The sequence below is a fragment of the Streptomyces sp. SKN60 genome (genome assembly GCF_026236535.1).
Lineage (GTDB): Bacteria > Actinomycetota > Actinomycetes > Streptomycetales > Streptomycetaceae > Streptomyces.
The window spans coordinates 22,699-39,927 of the sequence record NZ_JAHTMW010000019.1 but is presented as its reverse complement, the minus strand read 5'-3'; the positions used below and the strand labels follow the sequence as shown (position 1 = coordinate 39,927).

Sequence of the window (17,229 nt, the reverse complement as noted above, 5' to 3'; positions counted from 1 at the left end):
ACCTCCTGGCCCCTGCCGGTCAGGGGAGGCGGGGGAAGCGGGCCTGGAGGTCCCAGATCGCCGGGTTGTCCGCGAGGCCCTCGTGCATGTCGGTGAGGTCGGCGATCAGGTCGTGCAGGAAGTCGCGGGCCTCGCGGCGCAGTTCGCCGTGGTTGAAGGTGAGGGCCGGTTCGTCGCCCGGCATCCAGTCGGCCTCGACGTCCACCCAGCCGAAGCGCCGCTCGAACAGCATGCGGTCGGAGGACTCGGTGAAGTCCAGCTCCGCGTACTGGGGGCGGGAGGCGCGGCTGCCCTGCGGGTCGCGGTCCAGCTGCTCGACGATGTCGCACAGCGCCCACGCGAAGTCGAGCACCGGCACCCATCCCCAGGCTGTGGACACCTCCTGGTCCTTCACGGTGTCCGCGAGATACACGTCGCCGCAGAACAGGTCGTGCCGCAGGGAGTGGACGTCCGCCGCGCGGTAGTTCGTCTGCGGGGGGTCCGGGAAGCGGCGGGAGAGCGAGTAGCCGATGTCGAGCACCCGTCGATGGTCCCACGCCGTCCGCGCCCCGGACCCCGCGCGGGTCCCGGAACCCGCCCCGGCGGTCCCGGGGCCCGCCCCGCCCCGGCCGGGGCTCAGCCCCGGTGGGCCGCCTTCGCGACCTTCGGGCCGAGCCAGCGCTTGAGGCGGCGCAGGGGTTCGAGGCTGCCGGCGGCGCGGTCGAGGCGGTAGTAGAGCTGCGGGGGGATGTGGGGGAGCAGGGGGGAGTGGCGCTGGCCGAGGAGGGCGAACATCCGGTGCGGGGGGAGGTGCATGTAGCGGGGGAGGTTCTCGTACCACTGGGCGCTGTAGCGGGCCGCGCTCTGGGCGGAGACGAGTTCGGCGCGGCGGCGCCGGCCGTAGACGGCGAAGGCGGTGGGCAGGTCGGAGCCGTGGGCGCGCAGGGCGGCGGCGAGGCCGAGGGCGTCCTCCAGGGCCAGGGTGGTGCCCGCGCCGATCGAGTAGTGGGTGGTGTGGGCGGCGTCGCCGAGGAGGACGGTGTTGCCGTCGTGCCAGGTCCGGGTGGTCAGGGTGCGGAAGTTCAGCCACTGGGCCGGGGCGCCGTCGCCGTGCTGCTCGCGGCCGATCAGCGGTTCGCCGTCGAGGAGGTCGGCGAAGATCTTCTCCAGCAGGCGGAGGGTGTCGTCCTCCTGCGTCCGGTCCAGACCGAGGCCCCGCCACGTCTCCGGGCCGCACTCCACCACGCACGTCGACTGCTCGCCGCTGAACCCGTACGCGTAACACCAGATCCAGCCGTGCTCGGTCTCCTTGAAGGCGAAGCTGAAGGAGTCGAAGACCTTCGTCGTGCCCAGCCACACATAGTGGTTGCGGCCGCCGGTGACCTCGGCGCCGAAGCGCTCGGGGCGCGCCTCGCGCAGCAGGCTGTTCACGCCGTCGGCGGCCACGACCAGATCGGCGCCGGCGAGCTCGGGGGCGTCCGGGCCGCTCACCGGGTGCTCGTGCGCGACGCGGACGCCGAGCTCGCGGGCCCGGTCGGCGAGCAGCCCCAGCATCCGGCGGCGGCCGATGCCGAAGCCGGCGTCGCCGCGGTGCACGGTCCGCTCGTCGCGGACGATCGCCACGCCGTCCGTCCAGGTCACCGACGCGGCGGCGATGGCCTCCGCCGACTCCGGGTCGCCCGCGCGGAGCTTGTCGAGGAGCCCGGCCCAGTAGGTGACGCCCCAGCCGTAGGTCGCCCCCTCCGCGTTCCGCTCGTACACGGTGATCTCGTGGGAGGGGTCCTGGCGCTTCATCAGGATCGAGAAATACAGGCCGCCGGGCCCGCCGCCGACGATGGTGATCTTCACGTGCGCTCCCACGAGGACATGACACAGTGCGCCTGAGTGGCAACGCACAGTAGCAGTCCCGACGCCCCTACGGCAGCAGCCGCTGCTCCTTCGCCACCGCCACGGCGCCCGCCCGCGTGTCGACGCCGAGCTTCGCGTAGATCCGGCCCAGGTGGGTCTTCACCGTGGCCTCGCTGATGAACAGCGCGCGGGCGATCTCCCGGTTGCCGAGGCCGTGGGCCAGCTGCCCGAGGATGTCCCGCTCGCGGTCGGTGAGCGACGGGCCGGCCGCGCCGCGCATCCGGTCCATGACCCGGCTGGCGACCGGCGGCGACAGCGTCGTACGGCCCTGGGCGGCCGAGTGGATCGCGGCGAACAGCTCCTCCGGGCGCTCGGCCTTCAGGAGGTAGCCGGTGGCGCCCGCCTCGATGGCGCGGGTGATGTCCGCGTCCGTGTCGTACGTGGTGAGGACGAGGACGTGCACACCGGTCGGGGCGATCCGGCGGGTGGCCTCGACGCCGTCGATGCCCGCGCCCAGCTGGAGGTCCATCAGGACCACGTCCGGCCGCAGATGGGCGGCCATCGCGACCGCCTCCTCGCCGCTGCCGGCCTCCCCGACCACCTCGATGCCGGGCGCGCTGCCAAGGAGGGCGAGCAGCCCGGCGCGGACCACCGCGTGGTCGTCGCAGAGCAGGATGCGGACGGGATCGGGGGCGGGCTCGCGGGCGGGGTCGCTTGCCGGCGCGTTCACGGGCGTACCTCCAGCGGGATCGCGGCCGAGAGCACGGTGCCCTCGCCCGGGGTGGACTCGATGGTCAGGGTGCCGCCCAGCTGCTGCGCGCGCACCCGCATCGCCGGCAGTCCGTGGCCGCGCACCCCCGGGTTCGCGCGCGAGACGGCCGGGTCGAAGCCGCGCCCGTCGTCGGCGACGTCGAGGACGACCTGGTCGTCCAGATAGGTCAGGGTGATCGCGGCCGAGGCGGCCTCGGCGTGCTCGCGGATGTTGGCGAGGGCGCCCTGCGCGATGCGCAGGAGCGCCGACTGCACCCGGTCGGGCAGCGGTACGGGCAGCCCGTCGACCCGGAACGCGGCCGACTCCCGGCTCGCGAGCCCGCGCAGCGCCTCCTCCAGGCCGCCGCCCTCGGCGAGGTCGGCGGGCGCGAGGTCGTGCACGAAGCGGCGGGCCTCGGCGAGGTTGCGTTCGGCGATCGACTCGGCCGTACGGACATGGCGGCGGGCGGTCCCCGGGTCGCTGTCCCAGGTGCGGTCGGCGGCCTGCAGCAGCATCTGCTGGCTGGACAGGCCCTGCGCCAGGGTGTCGTGGATCTCCATGGAGAGCCGCTGGCGTTCGGCGAGGGTGCCCTCGCGGCGCTCGGTCGCGGCCAGCTCGCGGCGGGTGCGGATCAGGTCGTCGATGAGCTTGCGCTGGCGGGCCGCCTGCCGGTCGGCGTGCACGAAGACGCCGGTGGCGATGGCGGCGACGGCCGGCGGGGCCACGATCAGATTGGGGTCCCAGCCGCCGTGCGAGAGCTGCACCTGCGCGAAGACGACGAAGGCGGTGAGGAGCGCGACCAGGCCGAACGCCGCCTTGTGCGGCAGGGTCCGCAGACCGGTGTAGAAGAGCGGGACCGCGCACCACGCGAAGCTGGGCGCGAGGACGACGAGGACCACCCACACGGCGACGACCGTGCCCAGCCAGGCGATCCGGCGCGGGGTGGCGCGGGTGCCGAGCACCGGCCCGAGGAGATAGAGCGCGGCGAGCGCGCCGGACAGCGCCACGATCCACGGGCTGCGCTCCTCCCAGGGGTGGCGGAGCAGGAAGCGGGCGAGGGAGGCGCCGAGGAGCAGGAAGAAGGCCACGTGCATGACCCGCGCCAGCCAGCGGGCGTCCGGGTCCCGTTCCATCGTCCACCTGCTCCGTGTAGCACTTGACCTGGGGATACGTATCCATCCTGGCCCGGCAGGGCCAGGGGGGCATCAACCGATCGGCTGACCTCCCTGTCGTCCACTATGCGCGCCGACGGCAGCCGGAACGCGGACCGGCGGGCACCGGTTCCGGCCGGAGGATCGATGCAGAGCGAACGCCTCACGATCCCCTCACGATCCCCTCAGGAGACCGCCATGAAGAAGAAGTTCCTCCTCGGCACCACCGTCGCCGTCGTCCTCGCCGCCGGCACCTTCGGCGCCGTCTCCGCGAACGCCACGGCCCCCGCCGCCGCCCCGGCCGCGGTCGTCGCCAAGGCGGACGCCGAGGGCGACAACACGCGCCAGACGACCCACCTGACGATCGAGGCCGCGACGAAGGCCGCGCAGGCCGCCCTGAAGGCCGCCGAGAAGGAGAACCAGCGGGTGTCGGTGGCGGTCGTGGACCGCAACGGCAACACCGTCGTGACCCTGCGCGGCGACGGCGCGGGCCCGCAGTCCTACGAGTCGGCCGTGAAGAAGGCGTACACCGCGGTCTCCTGGAACGCCCCGACCTCCGAGCTGGTCAAGCGCCTCACCAACGCGCCGACCCTGAAGGACATCCCCGGCACCCTCTTCCTCGCCGGCGGCGCCCCCGTCACCGCGAACGGCGGTCCGATCGCGGGCATCGGCGTCGCGGGCGCGCCCTCCGGGGACCTGGACGAGAAGTTCGCCCAGGCCGGTGTGGCGTCGCTGAACGGCTGAACCTCCTGAACTCCGACGGCGCCCGGACCCCCGCCAGGAGCCGTCGGTTTGTCCATAGAGGAACGCCCGGGAACGCACAGCCGACTTCTTATGTCTGCTTAGGATCGGTTCGTGAACACTCGTAGCCGCATCCGCATCCGCGTCCGGACCGGTGCCCTGGCCGTCGCCCTCGCCCTGCTCGCCGCGGCCTGCACGAGCGGCGGCAGCGGCGGGGTGAAGGGCACGCCCGGCGCGGCCGGGCTGCGCGACCCGTACTTCCCCAAGCAGGGCAACGGCGGCTACGACGTACGCCACTACGCGCTCACCCTGTCGTACGACCCCGCCTCCGGCCGGCTCGACGGGCGCGCCGAGATCACCGCCGAGGCCACCCAGGACCTCAGCGCCTTCAACCTCGCCCTCGCCGGGCTCACCGTGCGCGACGCCACCGTCGGCGGCGCGCCCGCCGCCGTGAACCGGGCCGGGAACGAGCTGACCCTGCGCCCCCGCGAGGACATCGACAAGGGGACGGAATTCCGCGCCGTCGTCCGCTACTCCGGGGTCCCGGAGACCATCACCGACTCGGACGGTTCCAAGGAAGGCTGGCTCAAGACCGCCGACGGCGCCCTCGCGCTCGGCGAACCGACCGGCTCCATGGCCTGGTTCCCCGGCAACCACCACCCCTCCGACAAGGCGGCGTACGACATCACCGTCACCGTCCCGGCCGGGCTCACGGCGCTCTCCAACGGCGTCCGCACCGCCGAGCGCAAGGAGGCCGACGGGCGCACCACCTCCGTCTGGCACGCCGCCGAGCCGATGGCCAGCTACCTCGCGATGCTCGCGATCGGGCGGTACGACACGAGCACGGGCACCGTCCCCCTCGGCAAGACCGGGTCCGGGTCCGGCTCCGGGTCCGGCTCCGGCTCCGGGATTCCGGTGCTCTCCGCCGCCGACCCGGAGGTGGCCGCGCGGACGGCCGCGCTGCGCGCCCGCGTCCCCGAGATCCTCGACTGGCAGACGGAGAACTTCGGGCCGTACCCCTTCGCCGCCGCCGGGGTGGTCGTCGAGCGCGACGACGACATCGGCTACGCCCTCGAGACCCAGACCCGGCCGGTCTTCCCCGCCTCCTCCTTCGACCCGAGCACGCTGGTGCACGAGCTCGCCCACCAGTGGTACGGCGACTCCGTCACGCCCGCGACCTGGTCGGACCTGTGGCTCAACGAGGGCTTCGCGACCTACGCGGAGTGGCTGTACGCGGAGGACTTCGGGCACACCCCGGCGCAGAAGAACTTCGAGAAGCAGTACGCGAACGAGGACGCCTGGGCCTACTCGCCCGCCCGACCGCCCGCCGCCGAGGACCTGTTCGGCACGCCCGTGTACGAGCGGGGCGCGATGGTGCTGCACCGGATCCGGCAGGTGGTCGGCGACGACACCTTCTACGAGATCCTGGCCGGCTGGCCCGCGAAGTACCGGCACGCCACCGCCACCACCGAGGACTTCACGGAGTACGTGGACTCGATGACGGAGGAGGACCTGTCGGACGTGTGGGACGTGTGGCTGTACGGGGACGGGAAGCCCGCGCACATCACCGACTGAGAGGCGGGCTAGGGCGCCACGGCCCCGAGGCTCTTGCGCATCACGACGCACGGGCGGCCGTGCGCCAGGTCGGGCCTGCGCGCGGTCTCCTCGTAACCGAGCGAGCTCCAGAAGGCCAGCGCCCGCGGATTGTTCTCCAGGACCGCGAGGCGCAGCCCGGCGCGGCCGCGGGAGCGGAAGGAGTCCTCGACGTACGCGGCGAGGCGGCGGCCGAAGCCCGCGCGGTGCGCGCCGGCGTGGACCATCAGCAGGCCCAGCCACGGGTCGGGTTCGGCCGGGTCGGGGTGGTGGGCGAGGGTGATGGCGATCGCGACAAGCCGGCCCTCGGAGCGGGCGAGCAGCACCTCGGCGTCCGGGTGCGCGAGTTCGTCGGCGAGGGCGGCGGCGACCTGCTCGGGCAGGATCCGGTCCGGGTCCGGGAAGTCGCCGCTGAGCTGCTGGAACTCCTCGTTCGACGCGTACAGGGCGGTGAGTTCGGTGAGCAGCGGGCCGGGGAGGTCGGACGGGTCCTTGGCGGTCAGGGGTTCGACGATCATCGAGAAAGCGTAGAGCCCCGGACCTCGGTGGTACCGGGGTTCGGGGCTCTGCGGATGTCCTGCGGGAGCGCTGGGGGTCAGAGGTTGACGCCGAAGTCGCGGGCGATGCCCTCCAGGCCGGAGGCGTAGCCCTGGCCGACCGCGCGGAACTTCCACTCGGCACCGTTGCGGTAGAGCTCGCCGAAGACCATGGCGGTCTCGACGGCGGCGTCCTCCGACAGGTCGTAGCGGGCGATCTCGGCGCCGCCGGCCTGGTTGACGATGCGGATGTAGGCGTTGCGCACCTGGCCGAAGTTCTGCGAGCGGTTCACCGCGTCGTAGATGGAGACCGGGAAGACGATCTTGTCGACGCCGGCCGGCAGGCCCGCCAGGTTGACGTTGATCTGCTCGTCGTCGCCGCCGCCCTCGCCGGTGCGGTTGTCACCGGTGTGGACGATGGTCTGGTCCGGGGTGGACTTGTTGTTGAAGAAGACGAAGTGACCGTCGGAGACGACCTTGCCCGCGGCGTCCACGCCGATGGCGGAGGCGTCCAGGTCGAAGTCGGTGCCCGTGGTCGTACGGACGTCCCAGCCGAGGCCCACGGTGACGGCGGTGAGGCCCGGGGCCTCCTTGGTCAGGGAGACGTTGCCGCCCTTGGAGAGGCTTACAGCCATGGGATGTCCCTTTCTGAGGTCCTGCGGGTGTCGAACTCGTCGCTCGCATTAACGCACAGGGAGCTGCTGCGGTTCCAAAAGAAGGTGACGGGCGTGCGGCGCTCCGGGACGATGGGACACATGTCCGGTCCGTATGTCATCCGCGGCTCCGTCTCGCTGCCCGAGGCCGAGCTCATGTGGCGTTTCTCGCGGTCGTCCGGGCCGGGCGGGCAGCACGTCAACACCAGCGACTCGCAGGTGGAGCTGCGCTTCGACCTGGCGGCGACCGACGCGCTGCCCGAGGTGTGGAAGGCGCGCGCCCTGGAGCGGCTCGCGAGCCGCCTGGTCAACGGCGTCGTGACCGTACGGGCCTCGGAGCACCGCTCGCAGTGGCGCAACCGCGAGACGGCCGCCGTCCGCCTCACCGCCCTCCTCGCCGAGGCCACCGCCCCGCCCCCGAAGCCGCGCCGCGCGACGAAGATCCCGCGCGGCATCAACGAGCGCCGGCTGCGCGAGAAGAAGCAGCGCGCGGAGACGAAGCGCGGCCGCCAGGCCCGCGACTGGAGCTGACGAGCCCGGCAGAGGCTCCCCCGCCCCGCTCAGCCCAGCGTCCGGTACTTCCCGCGGAAGTAGGTGAGCGGGCCGCTCTCCGCCGAGGGGAGCTTCGTGTCGAGCACCCGGCCGATGACGAGCGTGTGGTCGCCCGCGACCACCCGGCTCTCCGTGCGGCACTCCAGGGTGGCGAGCGCGCCGCCGATCAGCGGGGCGGAGCTGTGCTCGCCGCGGGTGTACGGCAGGTCGGCGAAGAGGAGACGGTCGCTGACCCGGCCCTTCATGGCGAAGCGCCCGGCCACCTGCCGCTGGTGCTCGGAGAGCAGCGAGACCGCCCAGACGGGCACGTCCGCGAGCAGGTCGTCCATGCGGGAGTCGTTGCGGAGGCTGACCAGGACCAGGGGCGGGTCCAGGGAGACGGAGAGGAAGGCGGTGGCGGTCATGCCGACGTCCTCGCCGTGCGGCCCGTCGTCCGGGTCGTGGGCCGTGACAAGGACCACGCCCGCCGCCAGGCGGGACATGGCGGCCTTGAACTCGTCGTTGCTCACCCCCTCAGCATGAGGGATGGCCAGGTCGAGGGCGGTGGTAGCCGTCACGGGCGTCTTCTGCAGCACCCTCGCACGCTAATCCGGGCCCGGCCCCGCGGGCATCGGGCCCCGGTACCAGCCGGGCTGCCCCACCGGTCCTAGGACCCGGCGGACCGGTCCCCTCACGGCCACCGCCCCCGGACCCGTACGTTCCGCACATGGAGGGCCTTTACGACCACGCCCCGCACCGTTCACCCACCGTTCGCAAACCCCTGCGACATCCTGTGACTTGAGTCACAGAGAGCAGTATTTGTTGACCCTGTGTACCGGGTGCACAGCTCGCTGTGATTCAGTGGCGGAGACAGTGCACCACGAAGCCGATGAAGCCGATGAGAACCCTGGAGTCAGCTGTCGAGGTCTCGGGGAGAGCGAGCGATGGAGACCGAGTCGGAGCCGTACGTCCGTCTTGCGACCCTGCGTCAGCTGCATCAGGTCGTGGCGGACCTCAACACCGCCCGAAGCCTTGCGGACACCGTGCAGGCAGTCGCCGACGGCATCGTCGCGGGCCTCAACTATGAGCTGGCCTGCGTCAACCTCGTGCGCCCCGACGGCGATCTGATCGTCTCCGCCTTCGCCGGCAGCCCCGCCGCCGAGGCCCTGATCACCGGCCGGGTCGGCTCCCGGACCTCCTGGGACCGGCGGCTCGCCATGGGCGAGGCCTGGGGCGACCTGCGGTTCATCCCGCACACCGAGGGCTGGGTGCTCATCGAGGACGACGTCCCGCAGTGGCACACCGAGGGCCCCGCACCCCGCTTCGAGGACGAGTGGCACCCGCACGACCGCCTCTACGCCCCCATGTACGCCTCGGGCTCCGGCCGCGAGCTGCTCGGCGTGATCTCCGTCGACCGCCCGCGCAACGGGCGGCACCCCGGCCCCTGGGGCCGCGAGGCGCTCCAGATGTACGCCTCGCAGGCCGCCATCGCCATCAGCAACGCCCGGCTCCGCTCCAACATGCAGCGCGCCCTGATACGCCTGGAGCGCGAGCAGCAGGCCCTGCGGGCCAGCGAGGAGTCGTTCCGGCAGGCCTTCGAGTACGCGCCGTCCGGCATGGCCATCGCCGAGATGGGCGGCGACCAGCACGGACGCCTGCTGCGCACCAACGACGCCCTGTGCCGGCTGCTCGGCCGCCCCGCCTCCGTGATGCGCCGCTACAGCTTCGCCGACCTCGTCCACCCCGAGGACATAGGCACCCTGCTCCGCACCTCCGCCGAGGGCGGGCGCGCCGAGCTGCGCCTGGGCCGCCGCGACGGCACGTACGTCTGGGTCTCGCTCCGCAACTCCGTCGTCGCCGACACCGCCGACGGCCCCCGCTTCCTCCTCACCCACGTCGAGGACATAGAGGAGCGCAAACGGCACGAGCTGCAGCTCGCCCACCGCGCCTCGCACGACGCCCTCACCGGCCTCCCCAACAGCGCCGAGCTGCGCTCCCGGCTCTCCGCCCGGCTCTGCGAGCGCCCCTTCGCCGCCTCCGCCCCCGAGGGCACGCCCGGCTTCGAGCCGCCGTACGGCTACGACGAGTACGACTACGAGCACGAGCACGGCTTCGGTTTCTCCCCGGCCGCCGGCGCCCCCGGGGCGTACGACGGCCATGTGCACTCCGTCGCTCCCACCGGCGGCGACGTCGACGACGGCACGAAGGGCCTCGCCGTCCTCTTCTGCGACCTCGACGGCTTCAAGTCGATCAACGACCGCTTCGGGCACCACACCGGCGACGCCGTGCTCATCGAGGTCGCCCGCCGGCTCACCACGGGCGTACGGGACGGGGACACGGTGGCGCGGCTCGGCGGCGACGAGTTCGTCGTCCTCGCCGACGGCCTCGGCTCGGCCGACGCCGCCGACCTCGCGGTCCGGCTGCGGAACGCGATCATCCCGCCGATCCGGGTGGACGGGCGGGCGGTGCGGGTCGGGGCCAGCTTCGGCATCGGCTGGGCCGAGTGCGGCATGACCGTCGAAGAGGTCCTGAACAGCGCCGACCAGCGGATGTACATCGAGAAGCGGTCCCGGTCGAAGGTCCACCGCCGGGCCGGATAGGGCCCCGCGCAGCCGTCATTCACCGGACGTACACGAAGCGCCGAACCGGTGGCACGGCCGTACGAGGTAGGCTCGGCCGGTCGGCGACGGCTGGCGAGCAGGGAAAAGGAGTGACCCGGATGGCTGCCGGTAACGACGGCACGAACAAGCCCGAGGACGACGATCCGTTCGGCTATCTGTACGCCGACGGTCAGGCGGCGGGTGCCCAGCCCCCCTCCGGCGGCGGCTACGGCTACCCGGGTCCGGCCGCGCAGCCGGGCGTGCCCCGCACCTCGTACAACCAGGTCCGCACGGTCGGCGAGCGGCAGTACGGCGGCCACCAGCAGGCGCAGGCGCCGTTCCCGCAGCAGCAGGGGTACGGGCAGCAGCAGCCGGGCTACGGCCAGCCGAACCCGCAGTACGCGGCCCCCGAGACGTACCCCGGCGGCGGTACCCACCGGCCCGGCCCGGCGCAGCCCGCCGGCCGTGGCGGCGGTGGCCGGGGCCCCAACACCAAGGGCCTGCTGATCGGCGCCGTCGCGGTCGTCGCGGTGGTCGTGGCCGGCATCACCGCCGCTGTGATCGCCAACAGCGGCGACAAGACGAACGACGCGGGCGGCACGGGCGGCTCGCCGACGGGCGCGCCGACCCAGGTCTCGGAGTCCCCCTCGGTCGACCCCAGCCAGTCCTCGAAGCCCCCGCAGGCGCTGCCGCAGCAGGACGCGGCGACCCTGAAGCTGGGCGGCTCGGCGGCGCTCGCTCGGGACATTCCGGGTGCGAAGGGCGCGGACGGCGCCTACGTGAATTTCAATGGGCAGGGCGGATCCGCGAGCTGGACCGTTAACGTTCCTGCGAGCGGCGAGTACACGCTTTACATCACGTACAGCGTGCCGGGCAAGGACGCCCAGACGTCGCTGACCGTCAACAGCGGCCAGCGACGCTCCCTGAACATGTCCAACTTCGCCAAGGCGGCGGAAGGTGACTGGGAGAAGGGTTGGACCAACACCTACGCCTATGTCTCCCTCAACAAGGGCGAAAACGCGCTGAAGATCTCCTGCGAGGCGGGTGACCAGTGTGACGCGGTACTTGACCAAGTCCTGCTGAAGGCGGGCCATGTAACGGGCTGAGGCTCTGCCCGGAAGAGGGCGGCTCATGGACAACGCAGAAGCGGACTGATGGGGGTCGGTCCTTAGTGCACCTGCCCCCGGCAGTCTGCTTATCCGGCCTTGTTCCAGCTCACGCAGGAGTTCCTGGTGCTGCCATCCTTGTTGATGCGAGCCACCTGGACCCCGATTTCGAAGAGTCCCCGGCCGTTCGAAGCGGTGGTCTGCCATTTGCTGGTGGTGCCGTACCCGCCCGCGTTCGAGCGCCACGGGTAGTGGGTCACGGCCCCGTTGACATCCAACGACATCATGCGTATCCGCACGCTGTTCCCGTCGGCCGCGTTGTCGGTCAGGCTGAAGGAAACCTTGATCGTGGCATCGGGCCCGTACCAGTTGCTGTACTGATAGTCGCCGAAGGCCCCCGTGGTGCTGCAGCTACGGAAGCCGGAGAAGCCGGCCGCGTAAGCAGGTGCAGTTGTGCCAACAGCCAGCGCGAGGGCTCCAAGCATGGTGCCGGCAGCAACGGTCAGTTTCTTCACGTAAAACCCTTTTGGATGAACTCCTCTGGAGTTTGATCATTTATTTGCGAACCAGATGATGTCCAGGTGCTTTTCGGGCGAAAATGGCCGAAATTGCACGGCTTTCAAGTGGCATGAAGGCTTCACGGCGGGCGCAGGAAGCCCGCCATCGCCTCCCGCGTCGGGCGCAGGTACCGGCGTGAAGGCCGTGTTCAGGGCCGTTCCTGCGTTGATCTTGGTCACGCCGCCGCTCGGTCGTGGACCGTGATGCGGGGGAGCAGGGACTCGTACGCCGACTCGTCGAACTCGCCGGCCACCGGCGAGAGGACGGTCGCGGCGGACAGCGCCACGGCGTGGCTGAGGCGGGTGGGCCAGTCGGTGCCGTCGACGAGGCCGGCCAGGAGCGCGGCGACGGCGGAGTCGCCGGCACCCGTCGGGTTGCCCTTCACGGGGGCCGGCGGGGCGGCCTGCCACAGGCCGTCGGGGGTGGCGGCGAGCAGGCCGTCGGGGCCGAGCGAGGTGACGACGGCGTGGGCGCCGCGGCGGCGGGCGTCGCGGGTGGCGCGGTAGGGCTCGCGGGAGCCGGTGAGCTGGGCGAGTTCGGCCGCGTTGGGCTTGATGAGTTCGGGGCGGGCGGCGATGCCGCGGCGCAGCGGTTCGCCGCTGGTGTCGAGCAGCGCGGGGACGCCGGCGGCGCGGGCGAGCCGGACGAGTTCGGCGTACGCGCCGACGTGGATGCCCGGCGGCAGGCTGCCGCACAGGGCCACGGCCCGGGCCCCGTCGAGGAGTCGGGTGAAGCGCGCGGTGAACGCGGCCCATTCCGTAGGGGAGATGGCCGGGCCGGGTTCGTTGAGCTGCGTGGTGTCGCCGCTGGCGGCGTCGACGACGGCGACCGTGCGGCGGGTGGCGCCGGCGATCGGGACCAGGGCGTCGTGGACCCGGCCGGGGAGGCCGGCGGTGGTGGCGGCGAGCAGGCCGCGTACGGTCTCGCCGGTGGCGCCGCCGGTGAAGCCGGTGACGACGGTCTCGTGGCCCAGGGCGCCGAGCACGCGGGCCACGTTGAGGCCCTTGCCGCCTGGGCGTTCGATGACCTGGGTGACGCGGTGCGAGGCGTGCGGGAGGAGCGCGGGGACGCGATAGGTGAGGTCGAGCGCGGTGTTGAGGGTGACCGTCAGGATCACCGGCCCACCTCCCCCTGTCCTGGCCCGTGTTGTCGCTAGGCGCGCCCTGATCATGCCAAACAGAAGGCGGTTGGCCCAGACCCCCGGACCAACCGCCTGGACCACGCCTGGAGAAGGCGCGGGCGAAATCAGCCCAGCTTGGGCTCAACCACCCACGCGCCCTTGCGCATCACGCCCTTGAGCTCGAAGTCCGCGTCGAGGACGACGAGGTCGGCGTCCTTGCCGGGTTCCAGGGAGCCGACCCGGTCGTACACGCCGAGCAGCTTCGCGGGGTTGGCGGAGATGGCCTGGACGACGGACTCGACGGGCAGCCCGTCGATCGTCGCGGCACGCTTGAACGCGCGGTCGAGGGTCAGGGTGGAGCCCGCGATGGAGCCGCCCTCGACGAGCCGGGCGACGCTGTCCTTCACCTCGACCTCCAGCGGGCCGAGCATGTAGCGGCCGTCGCCGAAGCCGGCCGCGTCCATGGCGTCGGTGATGAAGGCGACCCGCTCGGGGCCGGCGTGGTGGAAGGCGAGTTCCAGGGCGGCGGGGTGGAGGTGGGTGCCGTCGTTGATGAGCTCGACGGTGATCCGCTCGTCCTCCAGGAGCGCGGCGATGGGGCCGGGCGCGCGGTGGCCGAGGGCGGGCATCGCGTTGTAGAGGTGGGTGGCGACGGTGGCGCCCGCGTCGATGGCGGCCTGGGTCTGCTCGTACGTGGCGTCGGTGTGGCCGATGGCGGCGATCACGCCGTGCTCGGCGAGCAGCCGTACGGAGTCGAGGCCGCCGGGCAGCTCGGTCGCGAGGGTCACCATGCGGGCCTGGCCGCGCGCGGCGTCGATCAGCTTGCGCACCTCGGCGGGGTCGGGGTCGCGCAGCAGGGTCTCGTCGTGGGCGCCCTTGCGGCAGGGCGAGATGAAGGGGCCCTCGAAGTGGATGCCGGCCAGGTCGCCCTGCTCGGCGAGCTCGGAGAGCAGCCCGGCCCGCTGGGTCAGGAAGTCCATGTCGCCGGTGACGAAGGAGGCGACGACGGTGGTCGTGCCGTGCTGCCGGTGGGTGCGGACGCCGGTGAGGATCTCGTCGACGGTGCCGGAGGTGAAGGACGCGCCGCCGCCGCCGTGGTTGTGCATGTCGACGAAGCCGGGCACGAGCCAGTGGCCGGACAGGTCGAGCGCGGTGGCGTCCGCATGGGCGGCGCCTGCGATGCGGCCGTTCTCGACGATCACTCGTCCGTTCTCGACGGTCCCGGTCGGCAGCACCACGCGGGCCCCGGTGAGAACTGTGGAAACGGCCATCAGGCGGATACCTCCGAGTCGGATTCGGTTGAGCCCTGAGCGAGCAGGTCCCAGGCGAGGAGGCCCGCGCCCAGGCATCCGGCGGTGTCCCCGAGGGCCGCCGGGACGATGGCGGGCAGCTTCTGGAACGTGACGCGCTCCTCCACGGCGGCCCGAAGGGGTGTGAACAACGTTTCCCCTGCTTCGGCGAGACCGCCACCGATGATGAGCGTGCGGGGGTCCAGCAGGGTGAGGGCCGTGACCAGACCGTCGGCGAGCGCGTCGACCGCGTCCTGCCAGACCCTTACGGCGGCGGGGTCGCCGGACTCGACGGCCTTGGCGCAGTCGGCGGCGTCGGCCTCGGGGTCGCCGGAGGCCTCGGCCCAGGCCTGGGAGACGGCGGAGGCGGAGGCGTAGCGCTCCAGGCAGCCGCGCTGGCCGCAGCCGCACTCCGTACCGCCCGGGCGCACGACGATGTGGCCGATCTCGCCCGCGTAACCGTGCGCTCCGGCCTCGATCTCGCCGCCGATGCCGATGGCGCCGGCGATGCCGGTGCCGAGCGGGACGAAGAGGAAGCGGTCGGCGCCGTTGCCCGCGCCGATCCGGCCCTCGGCGAGGCCGCCGGTGCGCACGTCGTGGCCGAGGGCCACGGGGATGCCGCCGAGGCGTTCGCTGAGCAGGGCGCGCATGGGGACGTCGCGCCAGCCGAGGTTGGCGGCGTAGACGGCGATGCCGTTCGCGGCGTCGACGATGCCGGGGACGGCGACGCCGGCGGCCGCGGCGGGCTCGCCGTACCGCTCCTGGCCGAGCGCGCGCAGCTCCTGGGCGAACCCGAGGATCGTCTCGACGACGGCCTCGGGCCCGCGCTCGCGGGCGGTGGCGCGACGGGCCTCGTGGAGCAGGGTGCCGTCCGCCCCGACGAGGGCGGCCTTCATGCCGGTGCCGCCCACATCGAGGGCGATGACGTGTCTCACGGGGACAGTGTCGCGTGTCAGGGGTCGAAAGGTCTAGTCCACTGCGGAGGATTGTTGCGCTCGGATACAAATTCGGGCCGGCTCCGGCGGCCGTCGAAGCCGCGGCAACCCCGGCGGTGCGGCGCCAGGCGGTGGGATGCGTTGCCGAAGCGATATGCGAGTGGTGTAGACCTCCGGTGAAAATGCGGGAAACTTGCCGTCGAACATTGTCTCGACGACGAGCAAAAGGTGGGTTACGGCTGTGCAGCGGCGACGATTCCTTGGACTGGCCGCAGCGGCCACCACACTCGGGCTGACCGCCGGCCTCTCCGGCTGCGGCGTCCTCGGCGGCGACGTCACGCTGAGGCTCGTGGCCGCCGACTACGACCTGACCGGCGGCGACTCCACCAAGAAGTACTGGAACGGCCTGGTCGCCGCCTTCGAGGCGAAGAACCCCGGCGTGAAGGTCCAGGTCCAGATCGAGTCCTGGAACGACGTCGACCGCAAGGTCGCCGACATGGTCAAGGCCGGCCAGGCGCCCGACGTCGCCCAGATCGGCGCCTACGCCGACTACGCCGCCGCCGAGCAGCTCTATTCCGCCGACGAGCTGCTGTCCATCCCCGTCCAGGCCAACTTCCTGGCCCCGCTCGTCGACGCCGGCGAGTACAAGCGCACCCAGTACGGGCTGCCCTTCGTCGCCTCCACGCGCCTGCTCTTCTTCAACGAGGAGCTGTTCGACGAGGCGGGCGTCGACGCGGCCCCGACCACCTGGGCCGAGCTGGCCGCCGCCGCCGAGAAGCTGAAGAAGAAGGGCGTCACCTACCCCTTCGCGCTGCCCCTCGGCCCCGAGGAGGCCCAGGCCGAGACCATGATGTGGCTGCTCAGCGGAGGCGGCGGCTACATCGACGCCACCGGCCACTACAACCTGGACTCCGACGCCAACACCCGCACCTTCGACTGGCTGCGCGACAACCTTGTCACCCCCGGCCTCACCGGCCCCACCGCCCCCGGCAAGCTGAATCGCAAGGAGGCCTTCGCCGCCTTCGCGCGCGGCGAGGTCGGCATGCTCAACGGGCACCCCTCCCTCATGCAGGAGGCCGCCAAGAAGGGCGTCAAGGTCGGCAAGGTGCCGCTGCCCGGCACCGACGGCAAGGCCAAGGCCACCATGGGTGTCGCCGACTGGATCATGGGCTTCAAGCAGAACGGGCACCGCAAGGAGATCGGCGCCTTCCTCGACTTCGTCTTCAGCGACGAGAACGTCCTGAAGTTCGCGGGCGACAACGACCTGCTGCCGGCCACCGTCACCGCCTCCGCGACCATGCAGTCCGACCCGAAGTCGGCCGACCTGCGCGAGTTCCTGGAGGCCCTGCCGGACTCCCAGCTGCCGCCGGTCGGCAAGACGTCGTGGGCGCAGGTCAGCAGCAGCGTGAAGAAGGACATCGGCCGGGCGGTGCAACCGGGCGCGAAGCCGGCGGAGGTGCTGGCCCGGCTGGCCCGGCAGGCGACGGCGGCCGAGAACGCCGAATAAATTGGTCTGTATGACGAGCGAAAACGGGGACCCGGGACACGACGAGCTCGGCGAGCGCGAGCGGGCCGTCCTCGCCGTGGAACGGCGCTCCTGGCCCGGCCCCGGCGCCAAGGAGCGCGCGGTGCGCGAACAGCTCGGCCTGTCCGCCACCCGTTACTACCAGCTGCTCAACGCGCTCCTGGACGACCCGCGCGCGCTGGCGCACGACCCGGTCACGGTCAACCGCCTGCGCCGGGTGCGCGACGAGAAGAGTGCGCGCCGCTGACCGCGCCGCTGACCGTCCCGCTGCCCGTCCCGCTGACGGGACCGGCGACCCTGGGTAGGGTCGTGG

19 protein-coding genes are annotated in these 17,229 nt (G+C 72.3%); 7 read left to right on the top strand and 12 right to left on the bottom strand.

Annotated elements, in window-relative coordinates:
- Positions 1 to 19: 19 nt before the first annotated feature.
- The 4 genes from KV205_RS27615 to KV205_RS27600 form a co-directional block, all read right to left on the bottom strand.
- Positions 20 to 520 carry a hypothetical protein gene (locus KV205_RS27615; RefSeq protein WP_265867350.1) on the bottom strand — a complete coding sequence of 167 codons (501 nt, stop codon included), beginning with the start codon at positions 518 to 520 and terminating at the stop codon, positions 20 to 22.
- Between the two features lie 95 nt (positions 521 to 615).
- Entirely contained in the window at positions 616 to 1,827 is a 1,212-nt protein-coding gene (locus tag KV205_RS27610; RefSeq protein ID WP_265867349.1) for an FAD-dependent monooxygenase, read from the bottom strand.
- Positions 1,828 to 1,894: 67 nt separating this feature from the next.
- Complete coding sequence (locus tag KV205_RS27605; RefSeq protein ID WP_265867348.1) at positions 1,895 to 2,557, bottom strand: response regulator transcription factor; 663 nt, start codon at positions 2,555 to 2,557, stop codon at positions 1,895 to 1,897.
- Complete coding sequence (locus KV205_RS27600) at positions 2,554 to 3,711, bottom strand: sensor histidine kinase (protein ID WP_265867347.1); 1,158 nt, start codon at positions 3,709 to 3,711, stop codon at positions 2,554 to 2,556. Before KV205_RS27600 ends, KV205_RS27605 begins: the two co-directional genes overlap by 4 nt.
- Positions 3,712 to 3,927: 216 nt before the next feature.
- Between KV205_RS27600 and KV205_RS27595 the strand changes: the two genes are divergently transcribed.
- Both KV205_RS27595 and KV205_RS27590 read left to right on the top strand, forming a co-directional pair.
- Positions 3,928 to 4,473, top strand: coding sequence for a heme-binding protein (locus KV205_RS27595; protein ID WP_265867346.1), 546 nt, complete (start codon positions 3,928 to 3,930; stop codon positions 4,471 to 4,473).
- Between the two features lie 111 nt (positions 4,474 to 4,584).
- A complete protein-coding gene (locus KV205_RS27590; RefSeq protein WP_265867345.1) occupies positions 4,585 to 6,045 on the top strand; it encodes a M1 family metallopeptidase in 1,461 nt (486 codons plus the stop codon).
- A gap of 8 nt (positions 6,046 to 6,053) precedes the next feature.
- Here the strand turns inward: KV205_RS27590 and KV205_RS27585 are convergent, their stop codons facing one another.
- Together KV205_RS27585 and KV205_RS27580 are read right to left on the bottom strand one after the other, a co-directional pair.
- Positions 6,054 to 6,581: an N-acetyltransferase gene (locus KV205_RS27585; protein WP_265867344.1), complete on the bottom strand. Its 528-nt coding sequence runs from the start codon at positions 6,579 to 6,581 to the stop codon at positions 6,054 to 6,056.
- Between the two features lie 77 nt (positions 6,582 to 6,658).
- Positions 6,659 to 7,234 (bottom strand): TerD family protein, encoded by a 576-nt coding sequence (locus tag KV205_RS27580; protein ID WP_265867343.1) that lies wholly within the window; start codon positions 7,232 to 7,234, stop codon positions 6,659 to 6,661.
- Positions 7,235 to 7,345: 111 nt separating this feature from the next.
- On the opposite strand from KV205_RS27580, the gene arfB reads away from it, so the two are divergent.
- Positions 7,346 to 7,783, top strand: a complete 438-nt coding sequence (gene arfB, locus KV205_RS27575; RefSeq protein WP_265867474.1) for an alternative ribosome rescue aminoacyl-tRNA hydrolase ArfB — start codon at positions 7,346 to 7,348, stop codon at positions 7,781 to 7,783.
- 29 nt (positions 7,784 to 7,812) lie between these two features.
- Here the strand turns inward: arfB and KV205_RS27570 are convergent, their stop codons facing one another.
- Entirely contained in the window at positions 7,813 to 8,379 is a 567-nt protein-coding gene (locus tag KV205_RS27570; protein WP_265867342.1) for a flavin reductase family protein, read from the bottom strand.
- Between the two features lie 348 nt (positions 8,380 to 8,727).
- Between KV205_RS27570 and cdgB the strand changes: the two genes are divergently transcribed.
- Together cdgB and KV205_RS27560 are read left to right on the top strand one after the other, a co-directional pair.
- Complete coding sequence (cdgB, locus tag KV205_RS27565; protein ID WP_265867341.1) at positions 8,728 to 10,383, top strand: diguanylate cyclase CdgB; 1,656 nt, start codon at positions 8,728 to 8,730, stop codon at positions 10,381 to 10,383.
- 119 nt (positions 10,384 to 10,502) lie between these two features.
- The gene (locus KV205_RS27560; protein WP_265867340.1) at positions 10,503 to 11,489 is read left to right on the top strand and encodes a CBM35 domain-containing protein; all 987 of its coding nucleotides are present in this window, start codon (positions 10,503 to 10,505) and stop codon (positions 11,487 to 11,489) included.
- Positions 11,490 to 11,578: 89 nt separating this feature from the next.
- Here the strand turns inward: KV205_RS27560 and KV205_RS27555 are convergent, their stop codons facing one another.
- From KV205_RS27555 to KV205_RS27535, 5 genes are all read right to left on the bottom strand, one after another.
- Positions 11,579 to 12,004: a hypothetical protein gene (locus KV205_RS27555; RefSeq protein WP_265867339.1), complete on the bottom strand. Its 426-nt coding sequence runs from the start codon at positions 12,002 to 12,004 to the stop codon at positions 11,579 to 11,581.
- 36 nt (positions 12,005 to 12,040) lie between these two features.
- Complete coding sequence (locus KV205_RS27550; protein WP_265867338.1) at positions 12,041 to 12,226, bottom strand: hypothetical protein; 186 nt, start codon at positions 12,224 to 12,226, stop codon at positions 12,041 to 12,043.
- Positions 12,223 to 13,164, bottom strand: coding sequence for a 1-phosphofructokinase family hexose kinase (locus KV205_RS27545; protein WP_265867337.1), 942 nt, complete (start codon positions 13,162 to 13,164; stop codon positions 12,223 to 12,225). Before KV205_RS27545 ends, KV205_RS27550 begins: the two co-directional genes overlap by 4 nt.
- Before the next feature lie 128 nt (positions 13,165 to 13,292).
- Positions 13,293 to 14,438 carry an N-acetylglucosamine-6-phosphate deacetylase gene (nagA, locus tag KV205_RS27540; RefSeq protein ID WP_265867336.1) on the bottom strand — a complete coding sequence of 382 codons (1,146 nt, stop codon included), beginning with the start codon at positions 14,436 to 14,438 and terminating at the stop codon, positions 13,293 to 13,295.
- Positions 14,438 to 15,391, bottom strand: coding sequence for an ROK family protein (locus tag KV205_RS27535; RefSeq protein ID WP_265867335.1), 954 nt, complete (start codon positions 15,389 to 15,391; stop codon positions 14,438 to 14,440). Before KV205_RS27535 ends, nagA begins: the two co-directional genes overlap by 1 nt.
- A 241-nt stretch (positions 15,392 to 15,632) precedes the next feature.
- On the opposite strand from KV205_RS27535, the gene KV205_RS27530 reads away from it, so the two are divergent.
- Positions 15,633 to 16,898, top strand: coding sequence for an extracellular solute-binding protein (locus KV205_RS27530; protein WP_265867334.1), 1,266 nt, complete (start codon positions 15,633 to 15,635; stop codon positions 16,896 to 16,898).
- A gap of 10 nt (positions 16,899 to 16,908) precedes the next feature.
- The gene (locus tag KV205_RS27525) at positions 16,909 to 17,163 is read left to right on the top strand and encodes a DUF3263 domain-containing protein (protein ID WP_265867333.1); all 255 of its coding nucleotides are present in this window, start codon (positions 16,909 to 16,911) and stop codon (positions 17,161 to 17,163) included.
- Positions 17,164 to 17,229 lie beyond the last annotated feature (66 nt).